Source organism: Undibacterium sp. RuTC16W, from assembly GCF_049339445.1.
GTDB lineage: Bacteria > Pseudomonadota > Gammaproteobacteria > Burkholderiales > Burkholderiaceae_D > Undibacterium.
The window spans coordinates 230,987-251,714 of record NZ_JBMPPE010000002.1; the positions used below are offsets into that span (position 1 = coordinate 230,987).

Below are 20,728 nucleotides of genomic sequence, written 5' to 3' on the forward strand. Positions count from 1 at the left end.
AATAACAATCTGTGAATCTCTGTGTTGAGAAATTCTTGAGAGATTCACAGATTTTTTTTATGCTCATCGTCATGACTGGCTAGCCAGATTTGAAGAAAATCGTAAGCGCTTATTTGTCCTGCTCTGAATTAGACAAACTAACGTCAATCAACTCTACCCAATGCCGCACTGGCGTATCCGTACCGGATTGTAGATGGCTTAGGCATCCGATATTGGCGGACAAAATCATCTCTGCGCCCGTTGCTGCCAGATTCTGTAATTTATTGTCCCGCAACTGATAGGATAATTCTGGCTGCAATACCGAATAAGTCCCGGCAGAACCGCAGCATAAATGGCTGTCTGTACACAGTCGTACATCAACGCCGATTTGACGCAATAGTCCCTCAACCTTACCGCGAATTTGCTGACCATGCTGCAAGGTACAGGGCGGATGCCAGACAATCCTTGTCGCTATTTTCCCAGCTAATTTTTTGACGAGTTCGGTCTCAAAATCAGGCAAAGTCTCACTCAGATCGCGGGTCATCGCGGAAATACGCAGAGCTTTTTCCGCATACGCGTTGTCATGCGCCAGCAGATGCCCGTAATCTTTCACTGTGACGCCACAGCCTGATGCCGTCATGACAATCGCTTCAGCACCAGCCTCTACATAAGGCCACCAGGCATCGATATTTCGCCGCATATCGTCAAGCCCGCCGTCCTGATCATTCAGGTGAAAACGGATCGCACCACAGCAACCGGCTTTCGGTGCGACGATCAATTGCACACCCAGCGCATCAAGCACCCTGGCCGTCGCGGCATTGATATTGGGCGACATCGCTGGTTGTACGCAACCATCAAGCAACAACATCTTGCGCGCATGTTGGGTCTGTGGCCATAGGCCAGCAGGCTGTGCCGCCGGTACTTTGTTTTGCAACACCTTAGGTAACATCGGACGCATGACTTGCCCAAGCTTCATCGCCGGATTAAAAATCGAGGCACGTGGCAACACCTGTTTAAGCGCCGAGCGCATCAGACGCTGCGCCAGTGGCCGTGGCACTTGATCCTCTACGACCTTACGCCCGATATCCAGCAAGCGTCCGTATTGCACACCCGACGGGCAGGTAGATTCGCAATTGCGACAGGTCAGGCAGCGATCCAGATGCTGCTGCGTCTTTGCAGTTGCCTGCTTGCCTTCCAGCACTTGCTTAATCAAATAAATCCGGCCTCGCGGACCATCCAGCTCGTCACCCAACAATTGATAGGTCGGACAAGTCGCTGTACAAAAACCGCAGTGCACACACTTGCGCAGGATCTCCTCTGCCTCCAGGCCTTCACGGGTGTCCTTGATAAAATCAGCGAGATTGGTTTGCATAGAATAGGTCTGGAAAATTACAAATCAAGGTACATGCGTCCAGGATTGAAAATACCTGAAGGATCAAATGCATTTTTTAGATGACGGTGAATCTTGGCCACGGCCGGTGCCAGCGGTGTAAATACATCGGTCCGTTTATCGCCACCACGGAATAAGCTCGCATGACCACCGGCTTTTGTCACAACATCCCGGATATGCTGTGGCGCTTCGTCCGTAAATAACCAGCGCTGCGCCCCACCCCATTCGATCAGGGATTTTCCGGTCAAAGACAGAGGACTTGCACTGGGCGGCAGAGACAGTCGCCACAACCCATGTTCATCATCTTGGGCAAAAAATTCATGCTCTTGCTCGCGTAATGCTGACCAATACCGGCCTGCATCCTGAACCTCTTCGCCGCCTAATTTCTTTTTCGCCGCACGCACCGCGGCCTCTGCACCTGACAGGCGCAACATCAGGCGGCCGACGTGCCAGGCGCTGGCAGAGATGGGCAGAGGCTGGCCACCCCACTGATTTAATTTAGTCAAAGCATCCGCTTCAGACAGCGCAAATACCAGCGTCGTTTCTGCGAAAGGTTTCGGTAACACCTTGACGGAGATATCGGTGATCAAACCCAGGCTTCCCAGTGATCCGGCCAGCAAGCGCGAAACGTCGTAACCAGCAACGTTCTTCATGACCTGCCCGCCAAACGCCAGTAATTCACCGCGTCCATCCATTAAATGTGCGCCCAGAACAAAGTCCCTGACCGCCCCCACCGCAGCCCGACGCGGCCCCGACAAACCAGACGCTACCATGCCACCGAAAGTCGCTGTAGCACCAAAATGCGGCGGCTCAAACGCCAGCATCTGCTGCTGCTCCGCAAGCGCAGCCTCAATCTCCGACAGAGGCGTGCCGCAACGTGCAGTGATCACTAGTTCTGTCGGCTCATAAGCGACAATGCCGGTGTAAGTACGGGTGTCCAGCACTTCGCCGCATAAAGTCTGCCCATACCAATGTTTGCTTGCGCCGCCTTGTATGCATAGCGGTGCTTTCGTGGCCGATGCTGTCAAAATACGATCGCGAAACTCTTGCAGGATATTGTCCATATCAGCGTTCATTCATCATCCGGTGAGCGTTCTGTTTCTTCTTATCAAAATTCATTCAATTTAAAACCAATACCGCAATATCCATGCGGCTTTCCAGCCATTTTCATGCCAGAAGGCGCATAGAATATGCGTACTTGCATGTAGAAATTTCTAAAAATCCTTGGAATCAATATTCCATGGAGCTGCTTACTCCTCTGTATTTTCTCTGTATTTCCGCGTCTCTGCGGTGAACGTTCTTGGTTTTTACATCAGTCCTGTTGATTTGAATTTTCAATGTGGAAGCTTTTAGAAATCCCCATGCGTTTTTTTAAAAACGGGGTAAATCAGGGAATGCCAGTTGTCCGCGCTTGACGTGCATGCGTCCGTATTCAGCACAGCGATGCAACGTAGGAATAGCCTTGTCCGGATTCAGTAAAAATGCGGTATCGAACGCACGCTTCACCGCGCGGAAAGCATCAAGTTCAGCAGCCGAAAACTGGACGCACATCGAATTAATCTTCTCGATACCGACGCCATGTTCGCCGGTAATCGTGCCACCGACTTCGACACATAATTCCAGAATTTCCGCACCAAATAATTCAGCCTGATGAAATTCGCCATCCTTATTCGCATCGAACAAAATCAGCGGATGCAAATTACCGTCACCGGCATGAAATACATTCGCACAACGCAATCCATACTTTTGCTCCATCGCCGCAATACCAAGCAAGACCTGGGATAAATTTTTACGCGGAATCGTGCCGTCCATGCAGTAATAATCGGGGGAGATACGTCCTGCTGCGGGGAAGGCATTTTTTCGCCCCGACCAGAACCGTAAGCGCTCGGCCTCGGTCGTCGACACGGCAATCGCAGTCGCCCCTGCCTGCTCCAGAACCACACTCATGCGCTGAATTTCTTCTTCTACCTCGTCGTCGGTACCATCGGATTCGCATAACAAAATCGCCTCGGCATCGACGTCATAGCCAGCTTTGACGAAAGGTTCCACCATGCGCGACGAGGTCTTGTCCATCATCTCTAATCCTGCTGGAATAATGCCGGCAGCAATCACGTTCGCTACCGCATTACCACCTTTTACCACGTCGTCGAAGGACGCCATGATCACGCGCGCTGCCTGCGGTTTCGGCACCAGTTTGACTGTGACTTCTGTCACCACGCCCAACATTCCCTCCGATCCGATAAATACCGCCAGCAAATCCAGACCTGGCGCATCCAGGGATGCGCCACCCAGTTCAATGACTTCACCATCAATGGTCACCGCACGCACCCGCAACACATTGTGCACCGTGAGCCCATATTTGAGGCAATGCACGCCGCCGGAATTTTCTGCGACGTTGCCACCGATGGTGCAGGCAATTTGCGAAGACGGATCGGGAGCGTAATACAACCCAAGTCCTGCAACTGCATCAGAGATCGCGAGATTGCGTACGCCGGGTTGTACAATGGCCGTACGCGAGTAGGCGTCGAGCTTGAGAATTTTATTTAAGCGGGCGGTTGATAGCACAACACCATCAATGATCGGCATCGCGCCGCCGGACAGTCCTGTGCCTGCGCCACGTGGCACGATAGCTACTTGCAATTCGCGACAAATGTGCATGACCGCGATGACTTGCTGCTCGTTTTCAGGCAAGGTTACGACCATCGGCAATTGACGATAGGCGGCAAGGCCATCGCATTCATAAGGACGGGTATCTTCTTCCTGAAACAAGACGCTACGTTCGGGAAGCGCATTGCGCAGAGCTGCAACGACTTTTCGCTGTCTGTCCAGATAAGTCTGCACTTGCTCTGTCTGCGATAACGGTGATATTGGTGAGGCGGGCGGCATCTGAGGTGGCGGATTACTGTTCTGCTGACTACTATTGATCGTCTGTTCCATCGTAAATCCTCGTGTTGTACAGCGCTCGTCAAGATCGATGAGATCAGTTTTGATTAGTGTAATCAATGCAATCCGGTTTGTGATGAATTGTTGCGCAACCATGTACTGAATTTATTTCAGGCATAAAAAAAAGGACGCCTCAGCGTCCTTTTTTTATCAACTCTACCAATTACGCAGAGAATGAAGATCCACAACCACAAGTCGTCGTCGCATTTGGATTCTTGATCACAAATTGAGCGCCTTCCAGATCGTCTTTGTAGTCGATCTCTGCGCCAACCAGATATTGGTAGCTCATGGAATCGATCAGCAACTGCACGCCGTTTTTGGTCATGGCAGTATCATCTTCATTCACGATTTCATCAAACGTAAAACCGTACTGAAAACCTGAACATCCACCACCCTGGACAAAGACGCGCAGTTTCAAATCAGGATTACCTTCTTCTTCAATCAATTGCGCCACTTTGGCGGCCGCACTTTCGGTAAAAATAATCGGTGCTGGCATTTCGGCTACGGCATTCATTTCGTGCTCCTACTGTTCTGACAAGGCTTTATTATAGACCTATATCCGCCTCCGTGTTTTGGCAAGGATAAGTCTAGGGGTGAGTCTAGTTGTGAGACGAGGCAAGTTTTAAGACAGGCTCTGCAGCTTGATCATGGGTCAGTTTACCCGATACCAGGGCACCACTCATCATTTCCAGGGCTTTATAGTGCACATCACCTGAAATGCGCGCTTTTGGCTGAAGCTCCAGCAATTCGCTTGAAAATACCGGGCCATTGATTTCGCCATTGACAACCACGTGACCAGCACGGACCTCACCGTCAATTTTTGCCTGCTCAGAGATCACCAGCATACTGGATTCATCAGCATCAGCGATGACATTGCCTTTTACGTGACCATCAATGCGCAAACCACCTTTGAAATGCAGATTACCCTCGATACTACTGGATACGCCGATCAGGCTATCAATGGTATTTTTACTTTTACGACTAAACATAGAAAACCCCTTACAGATTGATCGATTGCTGGGCGCGTAACTGACCTTTGTCCATTACTTTGGCTTGTAGCGACTTAACCGTTGCGCCTTCCGGTAAGTTCACCACGCCTTCGAGTCGCTGATAATATCTGAATGACAATTTTAACTTACCAGCTTCGCCCGTCTTCGGATCGGGGAATTGCATCATAACAGGTTTGCCGCCTTGCGCCAGCGTCAGAGATAGTTGCAAATCACCAACAAAATCCCGCCCGCCTTTACCTCCCTGCATCACCAGAACACGGTAACGCATCTGGTTCGGTGTCACCATTTCTGCCTTGACTCTTTGCAGAGTAATTCCTTCTGGCCCCGTAGCAGATGGCATCAGGCTCTCAAAAAAAGCCAGGTCATCTTTTAGCTTCAGGTTTTCCGAAGTCAGATTTTTAACCTGATCCGTTAATTGCTTTTGCGTCGATTTTTCGATATTTTGCTGGCTGTCAGAGGTATTTACCTGTGCTGCAAGTTTATCGCGCTCGATTTTCAGTTCATCGACTTGCTTGTGCAGTGCTTCTACTTCTTCCGGTTTAATCTTAGGGCCGAATGCAAAACTGCGCCCCAGATCATAGGTCCATAAGGCGACCGCCCCCGCCAGACCGATAATGACGGCAACAATCACCAATTTGACAGGCCAGGGTTGGTCCTGGCGTATCGTCATTTTTGAAGCGACCAGGCGTCGCTGCCCTAAGCGTCGGCTCATCTTAAGGCATCACCGCAACATGTTTCAGGCCCGTTGTTTCATCTAGTCCGAACATGATATTCATACACTGCACCGCCTGCCCTGCCGCGCCTTTGACCAGGTTATCCTGGACCACCAGCACGACCACCGTTTTACCGTTATCAGGCCGGTGCAAAGCGAGGCGTAACATATTTGAACCTCGTGTAGAACGCGTTTCCGGATGACTGCCGAATGGCATGACATCGACGAAAGGCTCATCTTTATAGGCATCTTCAAACAAGGCTTGTAAGGCTTCATTGCTGATGTCGCTGGTCAAACGACCATACAGCGTCGAATGCATACCACGTATCATCGGCACCAGATGCGGCGTAAAGAGCAAATCGATCTTGTCGCTACTCATGGCTTGCAATTGCTCTATGGTTTCAGGGATGTGGCGATGACCAGAAACGCTATAAGCTTTAAAACTGTCACTAGCTTCGGAAAACAATAAGCTCATTTCGGCCTTACGTCCTGCGCCGGAGACGCCGGATTTACAGTCGGCAATCAGATTGCCGGCATCAATCACACCCGCTTTCAGTAAAGGATAAAAACCTAATTGCATCGTCGTCGGATAACATCCGGGATTACCAATCACACGCGCAGTCTTTATCCTGGCACGGTTTAGCTCTGGCAACCCATACACGGCTTCTTTAAGAATCTCAGTACAGCTATGTGTCATGCCATACCATTTCTCGAACTGACTAACGTCTTGCAGTCGAAAATCCGCGGCAAGGTCGATCACTTTGACACCTGCAGCCAGCAATTCCGGCGCCTGAGCCATGGCGACCCCATGCGGCGTCGCAAAGAATACAACATCACATTCGGTTAATTTTGCTTTATCGGGGGAAGAAAAAGCCAGATCAACATGACCACGCAAGGACGGGTACATATCAGCAACCGGTAGGCCATCTTCTTTACGTGATGTGATCGCCGTCAATTGCGCAGCGGGATGTGCGGACAGCAAACGCAGCAGTTCAACACCCGTGTAGCCGGTACCGCCGACTATACCTATTTTGATCATCGTATGTTCCTCGACAGAAATTTTGTTCGTATTCTAGCAGCAGAAAGAGTCCTCAATTGTAAATAAGACTCCAAAATGGAAAAAAGCCGCCAGGCTATTAACCTGACGGCTTTCAGAGACAGAGTCCGCGAGATTAACGCTTGGAGAACTGTTTTGCGCGACGTGCTTTGCGCAGACCAACTTTTTTACGCTCAACTTCACGTGCATCACGTGTAACGAAACCAGCTTTTGACAGCTCTGGCTTCAATGTTGCTTCGTAGTCGATCAAGGCACGAGTGATACCGTGACGAACTGCACCAGCTTGGCCAGATTCGCCGCCGCCGTGGACGTTAACCATGATATCGAAAGTTTCGAGGTGGTTAGTCAATTCCAAAGGCTGACGAATGACCATCAGGCCAGTTTCACGAGAAAAATATTCGTTTGCTGGTTTGCCGTTCACAACGATCTTGCCGCTGCCGGATTTCAGGAAGACGCGAGCAACTGCGCTCTTGCGACGGCCAGTACCGTAGTTGTAATTACCGATCATGGCTAATCCTTAGATGTCGAGTACTTGAGGTTGCTGCGCAGTGTGCGGATGAGTTGCCTCAGCATACACTTTCAGCTTCTTGATCATCGCGTAACCGAGTGGGCCTTTAGGCAACATGCCTTTAACAGCCTTCTCGAGTGCACGGCCTGGAAAACGCGCTTGCATTTTCTGGAAATTAGTTTCGTAGATACCGCCTGGGTAGCCAGTGTGACGGTAGTAAGTCTTGTTCAGAGCTTTAGTACCTGTAACACGCAGTTTACCTGCATTGATAACGACGATGAAATCGCCCGTGTCAACGTGAGGAGTAAATTCAGGTTTGTGCTTGCCGCGCAAACGGAGTGCCACTTCGCTGGCAACACGTCCGAGTACTTTGTCCGTCGCGTCAATCACGAACCAGTCGCGCTGCACTTCATGTGCTTTTGCGGAAAAGGTTTTCATGATGAATCCTAGTAAGAGTTAAAAACGCCCTGTAATCTTGGTTGCTTTGGTGGTTCTGCCGACCCTACCTGGCAGACTCTCCCTTGTAACTTCCCTCTTGGGCTAATAGAGAGTCGGAAATTATAGTATTTTCAAAGACTTAGTGCAAGCAGCGTTTTAACGTAGTGCGCAACTACATCAAAAATCAACGCATACGCAATACAGGCAAGAGGCGCAAGAATACTCGACGGCATATCGACTTAGGCGTCATAAATACTATTTAGACAACTCCAGATAATCATGTTTCCAGGACAATCCGATGGTCATAAAAAAGCCCGAAGATCTGGCTTCGGGCTTTTTTGAATGGCACTTAAATACTGATAAATACTGATGTTACCTGCTCTACTATATATCTCGCGCCATCAGTGATGGCTATCGTAATAGTTTACAACGACCGGCACAAAGTCCAGGTATTTACAATCGTAGTTTCATTATAAGCAGTAGCAGCTGGTGCGGCAGCGACTGGTGCCAAAGGATTTGCAGCACCGTTGATGCCGCGGGCATCACCCAGATTATTTGCTTCAGTTCCATCGATAATAGTATCAACACCACGAGCTTGCTTGGTTGTAAGACCGGAAACGCAACCCGCCACACCAGTCAGACCGTACGGCGCAACGGTGACCCCAATCAGCCCTCCTGTACCTGTCTTAGGCAATGCGGCTACACCTGTGGCAGCCGGGTCGCCCGTGGTAAAACCCGCTGCACGTAAAGCTTGCCATAGACCGGTTTGTTCACCCGCATTTGTAAAAGTTTGCGCTGGAGTGATGTTCAGCACATTATTGGCGTTACCAGCTGCCGCAGTTGCAGGCCAGCCACGCGCCGTCATTGTTGCCAGCAACTCATCACCTGGCAAGGCATGGAAGCGATCAACATAACTATTATAAGCAGCGGAAACACCACGCAAATCCGCAGCAACCGATTTAATTCTGGAGTTCTCTATCATCTCCTGCCCTTTGAGGACGCCTCCCAGTAACAGGCCAATAATCACCAGAACAATCGCTATTTCAACTAAGGTAAAACCAGATTGATGTTGTTGTGTCAGTTTCATACGGGCTCCCAAAAGACTGAATAAGCAGAATCACAATGCGACTCTGTACAGCGTCAAATTACCACAGATAAAGTATTTCGCAAGATGTCTAATTTATTTACATGTGGAAATAAATTTACGTCATCCTATTTCACGTCAGCCCAATGACATTTGGACTGTCGTCTGGCTATTATTTTGCCAATGCCAACGTCTGTGATCAATGAAATCGGGTGTCGGAATGCGTCTGAATCGGACCAGATCAGCTAAAGTAACACCCAGAGCAGCATATTGCGGGCATTGTCGGCGACTTGAAAACGCCATGTGCTTTTCACTTCCCCTGTTAAAACCGTTGCTGGAGGATCCATGTCGTACATCAATGGACTGCGTTACCAAGACCTCAGCAGCTATGCATGCAGTGTCATGCTGGATCCTGGTAATGAATACCGATTCAGATTTAATTATTAGCAACTCCTGGATGCGTCATCTTTGCAAATAACAATATGAAACTCCAGATGCCCTGCCGGAACCTGTACAACGTTTATCGTAGAGTTGCATAAAAACAACATTTGTTTCGCCTGATACAAGCCAATCCCCAGGCCCGCTGGATCACTGCTCCAGAATGGCTCAAACAGCCGCTCTATGTTCGTCACCATTACCGTTCCAGCGGCTGCTATAGTGACTTCCACCGTCTGCACATGGTCGCGGATATCAATCGTGATCAGCGGTTTTAATTTATCTTGCCGACCAGCGATATCGCTATAATTTTTTAAAACATTATCGAGCGCACTGTCTAAAGTATTGTCAGGAACCAACGCTGTTGCGGCTCCATGAATGACATGATCGAGTCGGTATAACTTGCAGATTTGTTCTACTTCATCTTGGATTTGTATAGCGCGGCGATGCACCTCGCCAACCGACTCCAGCGTTAGCCGGTTCACGATACGATCAGCACGGTGCAATACCATTGGTGCTGCCATTCGCAAATATTCCAGCAGCAGATGCTCCTTCTCAGTTGGTACAGTTGCCACCTGATCAGCCATCAACTGAATAAATTGCGCGAGGTTTTTCATATCATGCTGCAAAAACAGACTCAGTTTTGCCATGTGAGCGAAACTTGCATCGATCGTTCCTGCTTTGATCCACATATCTGTGCGCAATAACAGCATAAAAGTCTCTATCAGCGCCTCATCAAAATAACGGCGCTCTGTTATCCTTCCTTGCTGAAAAAATATAGCCAACTTCATTTCACCGACTTCGATATTTTTTTTTATCAAAGGCTCTGTCAATACACCAATCTGCCCCTCGCTCACCATCCCAAACCACGTAAGCTGCCATCGCATACCGTTTAAGCCAGATTTTGCCAACAAAGGCCAGGCATTGCGCAAAACAAGAGGCGCATCAAATTGATGGTGTTCATTCAACCGGATTAAAGCCAGGCTAAGATTGCTAGCTGAGCGGGCCTCTCGCCACAAATAGGCAAGCACTAAGCCAATCGTGACGCCAATTAAAATAAGAAGCTGGTAGAGCTGTTCAAGCATCGCGTTCAATACCAAATTTCTTCAAAAAATAGTAGATATTTTCTCGCTTGATTCCTAATCGCTTGGCACTTTTGTTCACATTAAAACCAGTCTCTTTCAACACTTGGCGAACAACGCGTTCCTCGGCATCCGTTCTGACTCCTTTTAACCCTTCGCCAGCTTGGGCATTGATCGCAATACGTGTAATGCCCTGCTCACCGAGTTCGCGCTCCTTCGTCAAAAACAAAGAGGCACGTCTGACCGCACTGAGCAAAGTATCTGCTGCTGCCGGTTTGGTAATGAAATCAAACGCACCTTCACGAATTGCTTGCAACGCTGCAGCATCCTGATCTTGCCCGGTCAGTACCAAAATTTTTACCGGCAAAATATCCGCCTGAATACTTTTCAGAGTGGCGATTCCCTCCTCTATCGTGTGCTCACACGGTGGCAAACCCAAATCCAGAACGACGATAGAAATATCAGGAAAACATTTCAATTTTGCCAATGCACTGAGTCTTGACTCTGCCTCGTCGACGCGATAATCGTTTAGCTCAAAGACACTTCGCAGCATCGTCCGCAAAGCTTGATCATCTTCAACAAGCAATATATGTGTTTGAATCCTCATGGAGCCGCCACTTTACGCTCCAACGCCAGCAAACGCTGCTCGAGAAAATGTAGTTCATGAGGGTCTGTAATTTGTCCGTTTTGCAGTAAGCTGCCCAACAATATTTGGGCACTTTGCAGCTCATTGATATCTTCCAACAAAAAAATTTCCATCTGCGTTACCCAATGTGGTGCTTTATCATGTCCAACATGAGTACGCAGCGCATTTGCATACTTCACTGCGAGGGGTAAATCATTCAGTCTATGCTTTGCCAAAAAAGTAGCATGCGCTAAAGCCGCCCAGCGACGGTCAGGATCTTGCAAAAATGCCTGATATACGAATTCCAGCATTAAGCGTTGTTTTGATTGGTCGGCAATTTCACCATACAAACGACTAGCTACAAACAAAGGATATTGTCCGGCAGGATCCAATTCCAGCGAGCGAGCAAGCCAGGCACGAACTACTGTGTAGTCAAACTGCGCAAGAGACACGTTGAGGCCCGCCTGATTATCAAACGCCTGCAAATACAGCGTCAGTGTTTTTGCCATTGCAATCGGCTCACCGGCACTCATGAGGTTGAGTGTTGTGAATGCAGGCGGTGCTAACAAAGTCTCAACCTGAGCCTGTCGTGACGGCTGAAAAAAACGCCAGGCTAGCTGCGAACACAGGACGCTAAGCAGCAAAACAATAACTAGTCCTGGAACCGAAGAAACAGGGCGTTCGCGCATGATCAGATATTTTTTCTGTAAAAATCAAACAAAGACGCAGCACCCAGCAAGAGTAAGGTCATTGCCGCCTGCAATAAGAGCGCAAGCAGCACCGACCAGCTACCGCTTTGGTATAGCAACCAGTCGGTGCGGGTGAACTCATCAAGGTGAGGTAATACTGCTGATAAACTATTAACTAGAAAACTGATCAGCTGTTGCGAATTTGACGGGATATTCACAGGATCATTCCCAATCAGCTGGATGGCGGAAATCGATCGCGTCAATACATAAAATCCTATTACAGCACTCAAGGCGCCCATCATCTGACTCAAGGTCAGCACACATAACATGCTGAACGCGGCGATTATCCACAATTCAAATAACAAAGAGATAGTCCACCAAATCACCGGCGAAAACGGTGCCAGGAAACTGATGATAGTACCAAATAGCAATGCGATTAAAATAGCAAGTGCAGCAAAACCTGACCACTTGCCCAATAAATATGCGGCGCGCGGCAAAGCAAGGGAGAGCAGCAATTCCAAGCCTTTATCATTAAATTCGCGCAACATACTGCTGACGACAAAGGTTGCCAACAAAAAAACAGCGGCAAAGCGAAAAAAAGCAGCCATCAAAGCCAGTTGAATCTGCCGGCTTTCAGTCAATGCGATTTCATTCAAAAACCCGCTGAAGCCTATACCAATCAATGCAATCAATATAACTGCCCAAATCAGCCGATTACGCAGAGCTTCGATAAAAGTATAAAAGCCGATGGTGGCAATTTGTTTATGCATAAACTCTTGAATACAAGGAAAGGAACGCGATCACCAACAAAATTTATCGAACGATTCCGTGGTCTTTAGCCTGAATATGAAATTTCATGTCGTTTTTTCACAGACTTTCGTATGCATTAAACAGACAATACCTTAGGGAAACGCTTAGATTCATTCTGCTTACATATTTTATCGCCTCAATGCGTAGATATTACCTGCTAAAATCAATTATGCAAAAGTAAGTAGAGACAGACCTGTATGCCGACACCTCATTCCAAGTTAAGCTCTGGTTTTACCCTCGTCGAAATGGCGATGGTGTTACTAATTATTGGCCTGATTTTAGGTTCCGTGCTGAGTGTCTCAGGCAGTATGCGAGAAAGCCAGAATCGCCAGTTAGTGCGAACCCAGCTTGATGCACTCGATACTGCGCTGGCAAATTTTGTGGCTCAAAATAAACGACTCCCCTGCCCAGCCAACGGAACACTTGCCAGCAACACGCTTAACGCCGGGATCGAAACCCTATCGGCCGGCCCGCCGCCTGCTGCTGCCGCACCGAAAGGGACTTGCGGCCCCGCCAATCAGATCAATGGCGTCATTCCTTGGGTGACCTTGGGGTTAAGCGAAAGCGACGCGACGGATCCATGGAATGGCAGATTCACTTACCGCGTCTATCCACCTCTGGCAATGCAGGCGCAGAGCGTAGGTATTTCCCCATTGACGCCTGTAACACCCCCTGCAGGCTTAATGGATATGACGGCTTGCGACCCGGCTAGTACTGTTTCAGGCTCCCCGGTACCGATCACCGGATTATGTGGCGGATTCAATGCGGCAACCGGATGCACGCAATGCAAACCCAATACCGCACCATGCAATACCGCCAACCTCGCCAACTGCGTGTCGCCGACCAATTATCTCGCAAACAAAGGATTAGACGTCTGGAATGGTGTAGGAGCATGGGCGACACGTCAGAATAATCCGGCAGCCGGTACAGGCGCAGCTTATGTGATCATTTCGCATGGACCTAGCGGTAGAGGTGCCTACAATAGTGCTGGCAACCTGCAGCCGGGATCAGCTGTAGCCGGTAGCAATGAAACTCCCAACCTCAATAATCAAGCGCTTGCCCTACCTTCGGCCCTTGGGACTACCTACCGAGATAGCGAACTCAACGATGTCGCCTCTGCAGCACATTTTGATGACTATCTGAGTCATCCGACTATTATGTCCGTTCTAAATAAGGCTAATCTTGGTCCTCGCGCGCATTAAGCAGCAAAGAGGTGTCACGCTGATTATAGTGGTTGGGGTAGTCGCGATTGTTATTCTTACAATGCTGGCAAAATGGGCAATGTCAGACCTTGAGCGAAAGTTGCTGGTACAAACGAATATGCAAAACAAGCTCGCCAAGATCGATAAGGCATTGCTTGATTTTGTAGTGCAGCGTAGACGCCTGCCCTGCCCTGCCGACGGCACCATCCCCAGCGGTGCAATCAATGCCGGGCTTGAAAGCCCATTTCCTGCCACAGGCACTTGTAATCCGGTCAATCAGATTCACGGAGTGATTCCCTGGGTCACACTAGGACTATTGGAAGGTGATGCGATCGATTCCTGGAATGGGCGATTTACTTATCGCGTTGACCCGGCACTGGCAGGCATTGCCCCATTGCTGATGGATATGAGCAACTGCGACAATTCCGGAACTGGTTCTGTTGCAGCTAGCGGTGCATGCAAAAGCCCGGTCTCAAACTGTGCGGCGTCACCATCGACTTGCACTGCGCCTTCCAATTTTTTAACCGGCAAAGGCATTGATGTCTGGGACGGTATTGGCGGTGCCGCAGGCTGGGCAGCAAGACAGAATAATCGCGCTACAGGTACTGGTGCCGCTTATGTCATTATTTCACATGGCGCGACGGGTGCAGGGGCTTACAACAGCAACGGAATCTATCAGCCGGGAACTATAGGTCTGATCGCAAAAATACCCCCCCCTGGCACCCAACTCGCGGGCGATGACGAAATCCCGAACCTGAATAATCAGGCACTTGCACTGCCTTCGTTGATGGCAAACACATATCGAGATGCCCCTTTTGACAAGAGCCGCAGCACAACAAATTTTGATGACTATTTAAGTCATCCTACGATTTCAAGTGTGCTAAAACAAGCCAATCTGGGTGCGCGCATACATTGATGCAATCTGACTCAATGAAGATTTTAATCGTTTTGAGGAGTGGGGGGTGTTTGATAAATATCCGTGATAACCCCCTTATTGATGTCATAGGTCTGACCCGCTTTTAATACCACTCTCTTTCCAGCAGGCGATAAAACGGATACTTCAGGTGATTTTGACTTTTGTTGACGCACTCTGAGAGTTTGCGCAATTTCATTTTCAGTGCGCGCCTCCTGATTAATCCAGGCTGTATTCTTTCCACTACTTCTTTTCACTACGCCGTCTATTGTCAGTTGCACCACCGGCTCTTTGCCTGCTTCAAGTTTCACAGGATCATTTAGCTCCGTTTTCAGGTTTGCAGCTTCGCCTTGTTGTCGCAAATGGTCGAGATTTGCACGCTCAGCAGGGGTGAGGAACAAACGACCCAATGTGACGACATCGGCGCCAGCTACCGGACCAGAAGTCAGTGCTGTTAATAGCAAAGCAAACATGCTTGTGGCTAAGTTCAGTGGAAAGAAAGCGGATCGTCGGATCTGATGCACGTCTGATCTTCCTATTGTGTAGCAGTTGCAGCCAAAGGCGCAGTACCGTCTGCGGCCACCTTTGGTCCTATGGTAATCCAATAAAGGGTGCATTCCGCTTGCAATTGTGCAGCAATTGCACTGTCACGCACACTATCGTTGGGTTTAATTGAACAGGATTGAGGGCTAAACACACCCCGACTATTTAAGTCGCTCACAAAATTCAGTAAATCCATCTCATGTAATAACCGCATACGCAACTGAATTTTACTCCCGTGTATTTCAAGCTCACCGGTCTGTATTGCCGGATCAACGACAGCAATTTGTTGCGGATAAATTTCATAAACAATTGGCAGTAATTTACGATTTTCCTGTATCTGATAAATCTGCTCTATCGTGTCAAGGCGCTTTTCTTGTGCGACAAATCCGCTTTGCACTAACTGTATGTATTTTTGCTGATAATCGCGGATATCATTTTTCTGATTTGTCGCTGCGGTGAATTTTGTCTGCGCATCCATCAGCTCTGTTTGTGCCTGTAGCTTATTCGCCTCCTGCAAAGACAGCACATAACGACTGACACCAAATAGTGACGCCGCTAATACCAGACTGACTCCCAGCGTGATGGCAGCTTTGCGCACAATAAGTAAATCCTCACGCGCGAATGAGGATCCGGGCGCGACCTTACCGGCAAGCTTTGCAGTGGATTGGTTCGACTGAGTCGTTACAATTGGTTTTTGTGCCATATTCAGTCCTGACCCTAGGGTTTCCAGAGCAATTTCAAATTGAATCTTGGCTTAGTCAATTCAGCATCGTTTCCCGCCTGACTCTCAAGTTTGACGCTTGTTCTTATATCTATCGCTGGCTTAACCACCTCAATCTGGAGATGGCTATTTTTTTTGAGTTCCGCAATAAATACATCAATCCGACTTAATGCATCTCGATAATCATTTTTAAACGGCGTTACTTCTGCGTCTAAAAGTACTATTTCTATCGCCTTTACAGGTACGCCCAGCAAGCTCGCATTAAGCGTTGCCAACTCTACGGGCGCAACTGCGGCTGCACCTTGATCAGTCGCTTCCGGCAAACTGGTTTGCCAGTTCAGTTCGTGTACTTTAATTTCAGGTACAGCATTCAATGCTTCAGCAATGCTACCTAGCATTAACGTCAATGACGGTCCATTTTGCCGTATCATTTGTTGTACATCCACCGCAGCTTTCATGTCGTGCGGATTGGCCGTAGTGACTGGCATACTGGTGAGCGTATTTTGATATTTCTTTAGTGTCTCACGTGTGTCCTGCTGCGCCTGCCGGGCGAGATTTGCCGCTTGCATAGCATCAAGGCCATTTTCCAACGCCATTAATGACCCGGCGCCTACCGAAAGCACGCTAAAAATATTGAACGCCGTGCGCAGTTGCCATAATTGATGAACCTTTGATTGCTCAAGTGTCGCGTAATGACTGGCGATGCGCTTATGTCCCAATAATTGCAAGAACAACGGATCTGCCAATGTGGCTTCTTCAAAATGTGAAAATTTGAATAGCTTTCCAGCTTCGGTCAAATCGATAAAGCGATGTTGCATACCATCGACATCAGGACATAGTGGTTGCAGGTATTGAAGAATATCCTTATCCGTTACCACCACAATACTGAGTTCCGTGTCACGCATAATCAGACGAGTACTCGCAAGAAATTGCCTGGTTTTGACAATTTCAGACGCTGCCACTTCCGCTATTGACTGAGCACTCCATGCAGTCTCGGGAGCCAGACGGCTAAAACGCAAGTAACCGTCCTGAAAAAAACTTTGTCGTAATCCGCTCGACTGATGAGTGACTAGCAGCGCAGGCGCCTTCCCCATATTCAACTGTTTAAACAGCAACGGTTTCAACAAGGCTAACGAATAAATTCCGACGATGTCGATTTTTTCCTTAATGAGAGTGTCAATCCAAGGCTTAAGAAGTTTGGGATTGGTTAAGGCGCTGAACAACATTTGATCATCTTTGCGTCCACTCTTATCCCTACCCTGAAATCTAGCCTCCCTATACGGCGTATCACGATATAAGTTAGTCAAGCGACGTTCAATCAAATTTTTACGCGCCGACCCATATACATGAGGCATGCTCTCGCGCTGAAAATCCTCTTCGACCAGATCAGTCAGAACTAGCAAGGGAATATCACGAAACGCTTTGATGTATTCTGCAAATTTTTGCCAGCCACTTGCATAATTATCAAACGACTGACCAACGGACAACGAGCCACCATGCCATATAGTCGCAGTCAGCTGATTATTCGTCAGATAAAGCAAATGCTTGGACAAATTGATTCCTCGGTCTTGGTACTAAAATAGCAAAGAGGTCAGATAGGGTGTGCCTCCCACCACCATGAGGCTCGCTTATGTTTTTAATTTGCTGATGGTGTCATAAATCGGCCCCAGCACTGACATCATGATCCATCCCAAAATCAACCCCAACACTACCGTCATGACGGGTTCTATCATCGCCTGTACTTTTTCTATCATTTCCTTGATATCGCGATTATAAAAATAACTGACATTGCGCAGTGCCGTGTCAAGAGAGCCTGTTGCCTCTCCAATTTTCAACATACGAATCACCAGCGGAGGAAATATATTAGTACTCTGAAAAGCAGTAGTCACGCTCTGCCCCTCGGAAATAAGGGCTCCAGCCCTGCGCAAACCAGTTGCGATAACTTCATTGTTGACGATATTTTCTGACAAACGTATGCATTCAAGTATTGTGATACCTGACTCATACATCAAGGCAAAAAAAGTGACGAACCGAGACAAAATAATTTTATGTAACACCGGACCTACCAGCCATATCCGCAATTTATATCCATCAGCCTTATAGCGGGCACGAGGACTACTCTTGAGCAGCAAGAGTACGCCAAACCAGATTGCAGGAGGTATCGCCAGCGCGATATACCAATAGTCGATGAACAACCCTGACACAAAAATCAGCACTTTAGTATGCAATGGTAATTCTTGCCCCATGTTCCGGATAAAGCCAGTCAATTGAGGAACCAGATAAATCATCAGAAAAAAAGTCACGCCCAGCACAACGGTGCCGACAAATAGTGGATACATCACGATCTTTTTTGTTTGTGCTGACAATTCATCCTGCCATCGCAAAGTCTCGCCAAGACTTTTAAACACATCGGATATTTTCCCGGTATTTTCGCCAGCCGTAATCAGACTAGTCAAGGTAAGATCAAAAATATTCGGATAACGCTCCATTGCCTCAGATAGTTGCGAACCACCTTCGATATTTTCGATCAAGTCCGCAACTACCCCCCGGAAACGCACATTCTCAGCACTGTCACGCAAATCGGTTAGTCCCTCAAGTATTGGCACACCAGCACTGGTCATCTGCTCCATATGAAAACAAAAATTGATTAAATCCTTGCGTGCCACTTTGACGCTGCCAAGCGCAAAAGTTTTTTCGACCTGCACCTTATAATCAATCAGATCCAGATCCATGCGCTTGAGACGTAACTCAAGCTCAGGAAGATTGGCCACATCCATCACACCGCGGACCTTTTTCCCTTCAGCGCTCATTGAACGGTAAGAATATACGGTCATGTCGCCAGCCTGTCAGTCAAATCGACCACGCGTGACACTTCATCCAGTGTCGTCAGTCCCTCAAGCACACGACGCATGCCATCCTCGACAATTGGCTTGAATCCACTGGCTATAGCCGCATTACGGATTTCGCGGGTAGTCGCGCGGCGTGCGATCAGGTCATCAAGATCAGCATTAATTTTCAATATCTCCATAATAGCCAAACGACCACTATAGCCCTGATGCGCGCAGCGATCACAACCAACTGCACGGTAAATTGTTACGGGCGGCTCGCCACTGTCAATCCCAAGCAAGGTGCGTTCAACCGGCTCCGCATGGCCGCTGACCTTGCAATGTGAACACAGTTTGCGAATAAGTCGCTGCGCCACAACACCAATAATATTCCCCGCCATCAAATCCGGCAGTATGCCGATGTCGAGCAAACGCGGTATAGCACCGATGGCAGAATTCGTATGCAAAGTTGAATAAACCTGATGCCCCGTCATAGCAGCGCTGAACGCCATTTCAGCAGTCTCCGCATCACGAATCTCGCCAACCAGAATGATGTCAGGATCCTGTCGCATCATCGATCGGATCCCGCTGGCGAAATCCATTTTTGCCGATTCGTTGACAGAGGTCTGACGTATCATATTCATAGGATATTCGACAGGATCTTCAAGTGTCATGATATTGACGCTCTCTGTATTCACGTGATTCAGAATCGAATAAAGAGTTGTCGTTTTACCGCTACCGGTTGGGCCGGTAACCAGAATAATGCCCTCAGGTCTTGCCAGCATCAACTTCAGCAACATCAGATCGTTATCTTCCAGACCCAGGCCATCCAGTGGCACTAGACTTTTTTGCCGGTCCAGAATACGCAAAACAAAATTCTCACCATGGGTCGTGGGTTGTGCTGCCGAGCGAAAATCGATCTGACGCCCTGAAAACTTAATCGAAATCCTGCCATCCTGTGGTGTCCGTGTTTCGGCAATATTCATGTTACTCATCACCTTGAGTCTGACCACCATCGCAGGCCAGTAGGTTTTGTGAAGACTACGAATTTGTCGCAAAATACCGTCAACCCGATAGCGTATCCGTAAAAAAAACTCTTCCGGCTCAAAGTGAATATCGGACGCATTTCTTTGTACTGCGTCGGCCAAAATAGCATCCATTAGCCGCACCAGTGGCTGGCTGTATTCGTTGGATACAGATTGCAGGCTCTTATAATTGATCTCGCCAGTTTCTATTTCTTGCAAAATACCGTCGATCGATAGTTCTAGTCCGTAATACTGATCAATGGCTTTACCAATCTCAGAATCGCTCGCCAGCATTGGTTTGACGGTAATGTCTTTACCCAACATCACGCCAATCTGATCAATCGCCACGATATTGGCCGTATCGGCCATCGCTAGCATCAATACATGCTGATTTTTGTCGTACACCATGGGAAATACGCGGTAACGCTTTGCGATTTCCTTAGAAATCATCTTGATGGCATTGACGTCGACAATGATGCTGGTCAGATCCGTGCTTTGCTGATTAAGATTTTCGCTGAGCGCCTCTCGCACCGTCGCGTCCGTCACAAAACCAAGTGCAATCAGCAATTTGCCCAGCGGGTCACCACGGGTTTTTTGCTCAATTAAAGCGATACGCAACTGATCTTCGCTGATAACACCTTTTTGTATCAGCAGCTTGCCTAAAGGAAGTTTTACCGGTTCTGCCATGACTCGCTAGCTGTCGCTACTCAAAATATATACGTTCATTTAACCTGGCA

The 20,728-nt window shown here is 48.3% G+C and carries 21 protein-coding genes; 2 read left to right on the top strand and 19 right to left on the bottom strand.

Annotated features, from left to right (window positions below):
• Nucleotides 1-109: 109 nt before the first annotated feature.
• The 14 genes from glcF to ACO0K4_RS05570 form a co-directional block, all read right to left on the bottom strand.
• Complete coding sequence (glcF, locus tag ACO0K4_RS05505; protein WP_422955620.1) at nt 110-1,351, bottom strand: glycolate oxidase subunit GlcF; 1,242 nt, start codon at nt 1,349-1,351, stop codon at nt 110-112.
• Nucleotides 1,352-1,368: 17 nt separating this feature from the next.
• Complete coding sequence (gene glcE / locus ACO0K4_RS05510) at nt 1,369-2,445, bottom strand: glycolate oxidase subunit GlcE (RefSeq protein ID WP_422955621.1); 1,077 nt, start codon at nt 2,443-2,445, stop codon at nt 1,369-1,371.
• 295 nt (nt 2,446-2,740) lie between these two features.
• Complete coding sequence (locus tag ACO0K4_RS05515) at nt 2,741-4,306, bottom strand: FAD-linked oxidase C-terminal domain-containing protein (protein ID WP_422955622.1); 1,566 nt, start codon at nt 4,304-4,306, stop codon at nt 2,741-2,743.
• A gap of 169 nt (nt 4,307-4,475) precedes the next feature.
• On the bottom strand, nt 4,476-4,826 hold the full coding sequence (gene erpA / locus ACO0K4_RS05520; RefSeq protein WP_262835249.1) for an iron-sulfur cluster insertion protein ErpA: 351 nt from the start codon (nt 4,824-4,826) through the stop codon (nt 4,476-4,478).
• An 85-nt stretch (nt 4,827-4,911) separates the two neighbouring features.
• Nucleotides 4,912-5,301, bottom strand: coding sequence for a bactofilin family protein (locus ACO0K4_RS05525; protein WP_422955623.1), 390 nt, complete (start codon nt 5,299-5,301; stop codon nt 4,912-4,914).
• Between the two features lie 10 nt (nt 5,302-5,311).
• On the bottom strand, nt 5,312-6,034 hold the full coding sequence (locus ACO0K4_RS05530) for a DUF6776 family protein (protein WP_422955624.1): 723 nt from the start codon (nt 6,032-6,034) through the stop codon (nt 5,312-5,314).
• Between the two features lies 1 nt (nt 6,035).
• Complete coding sequence (argC, locus tag ACO0K4_RS05535) at nt 6,036-7,073, bottom strand: N-acetyl-gamma-glutamyl-phosphate reductase (protein WP_422955625.1); 1,038 nt, start codon at nt 7,071-7,073, stop codon at nt 6,036-6,038.
• 133 nt (nt 7,074-7,206) lie between these two features.
• Nucleotides 7,207-7,599: a 30S ribosomal protein S9 gene (gene rpsI / locus ACO0K4_RS05540; protein ID WP_188566679.1), complete on the bottom strand. Its 393-nt coding sequence runs from the start codon at nt 7,597-7,599 to the stop codon at nt 7,207-7,209.
• Between the two features lie 9 nt (nt 7,600-7,608).
• On the bottom strand, nt 7,609-8,037 hold the full coding sequence (rplM, locus tag ACO0K4_RS05545) for a 50S ribosomal protein L13 (protein WP_262835245.1): 429 nt from the start codon (nt 8,035-8,037) through the stop codon (nt 7,609-7,611).
• A 424-nt stretch (nt 8,038-8,461) separates the two neighbouring features.
• Nucleotides 8,462-9,124: a prepilin-type N-terminal cleavage/methylation domain-containing protein gene (locus ACO0K4_RS05550; protein ID WP_422955626.1), complete on the bottom strand. Its 663-nt coding sequence runs from the start codon at nt 9,122-9,124 to the stop codon at nt 8,462-8,464.
• Nucleotides 9,125-9,564: 440 nt separating this feature from the next.
• On the bottom strand, nt 9,565-10,641 hold the full coding sequence (locus ACO0K4_RS05555) for a sensor histidine kinase (RefSeq protein WP_422955627.1): 1,077 nt from the start codon (nt 10,639-10,641) through the stop codon (nt 9,565-9,567).
• Nucleotides 10,634-11,245, bottom strand: coding sequence for a response regulator (locus tag ACO0K4_RS05560; RefSeq protein ID WP_422955628.1), 612 nt, complete (start codon nt 11,243-11,245; stop codon nt 10,634-10,636). The genes ACO0K4_RS05555 and ACO0K4_RS05560 overlap by 8 nt, the downstream gene beginning before the upstream one ends.
• Nucleotides 11,242-11,952, bottom strand: a complete 711-nt coding sequence (locus tag ACO0K4_RS05565) for a hypothetical protein (protein ID WP_422955629.1) — start codon at nt 11,950-11,952, stop codon at nt 11,242-11,244. Before ACO0K4_RS05565 ends, ACO0K4_RS05560 begins: the two co-directional genes overlap by 4 nt.
• A 2-nt stretch (nt 11,953-11,954) precedes the next feature.
• A complete protein-coding gene (locus ACO0K4_RS05570) occupies nt 11,955-12,722 on the bottom strand; it encodes an ABC transporter permease (protein WP_422955630.1) in 768 nt (255 codons plus the stop codon).
• A 237-nt stretch (nt 12,723-12,959) separates the two neighbouring features.
• On the opposite strand from ACO0K4_RS05570, the gene ACO0K4_RS05575 reads away from it, so the two are divergent.
• Nucleotides 12,960-13,964 (top strand): type II secretion system protein, encoded by a 1,005-nt coding sequence (locus ACO0K4_RS05575; RefSeq protein WP_422955631.1) that lies wholly within the window; start codon nt 12,960-12,962, stop codon nt 13,962-13,964.
• Complete coding sequence (locus ACO0K4_RS05580) at nt 13,945-14,880, top strand: hypothetical protein (RefSeq protein ID WP_422955632.1); 936 nt, start codon at nt 13,945-13,947, stop codon at nt 14,878-14,880. The genes ACO0K4_RS05575 and ACO0K4_RS05580 overlap by 20 nt, the downstream gene beginning before the upstream one ends.
• A 23-nt stretch (nt 14,881-14,903) precedes the next feature.
• Here ACO0K4_RS05580 and ACO0K4_RS05585 read toward each other — a convergent pair whose 3' ends face one another.
• The 5 genes from ACO0K4_RS05585 to ACO0K4_RS05605 all read right to left on the bottom strand — a co-directional run bounded on the left by ACO0K4_RS05585 (nt 14,904) and on the right by ACO0K4_RS05605 (nt 20,678).
• Nucleotides 14,904-15,350, bottom strand: coding sequence for a hypothetical protein (locus ACO0K4_RS05585; protein WP_422955633.1), 447 nt, complete (start codon nt 15,348-15,350; stop codon nt 14,904-14,906).
• A gap of 62 nt (nt 15,351-15,412) precedes the next feature.
• Nucleotides 15,413-16,123, bottom strand: coding sequence for a hypothetical protein (locus ACO0K4_RS05590; protein ID WP_422955634.1), 711 nt, complete (start codon nt 16,121-16,123; stop codon nt 15,413-15,415).
• 14 nt (nt 16,124-16,137) lie between these two features.
• Nucleotides 16,138-17,694 (bottom strand): hypothetical protein, encoded by a 1,557-nt coding sequence (locus ACO0K4_RS05595; protein ID WP_422955635.1) that lies wholly within the window; start codon nt 17,692-17,694, stop codon nt 16,138-16,140.
• Between the two features lie 75 nt (nt 17,695-17,769).
• Entirely contained in the window at nt 17,770-18,975 is a 1,206-nt protein-coding gene (locus ACO0K4_RS05600; RefSeq protein ID WP_422955636.1) for a type II secretion system F family protein, read from the bottom strand.
• The gene (locus ACO0K4_RS05605) at nt 18,972-20,678 is read right to left on the bottom strand and encodes a GspE/PulE family protein (RefSeq protein ID WP_422955637.1); all 1,707 of its coding nucleotides are present in this window, start codon (nt 20,676-20,678) and stop codon (nt 18,972-18,974) included. The genes ACO0K4_RS05600 and ACO0K4_RS05605 overlap by 4 nt, the downstream gene beginning before the upstream one ends.
• Nucleotides 20,679-20,728: the final 50 nt, after the last annotated feature.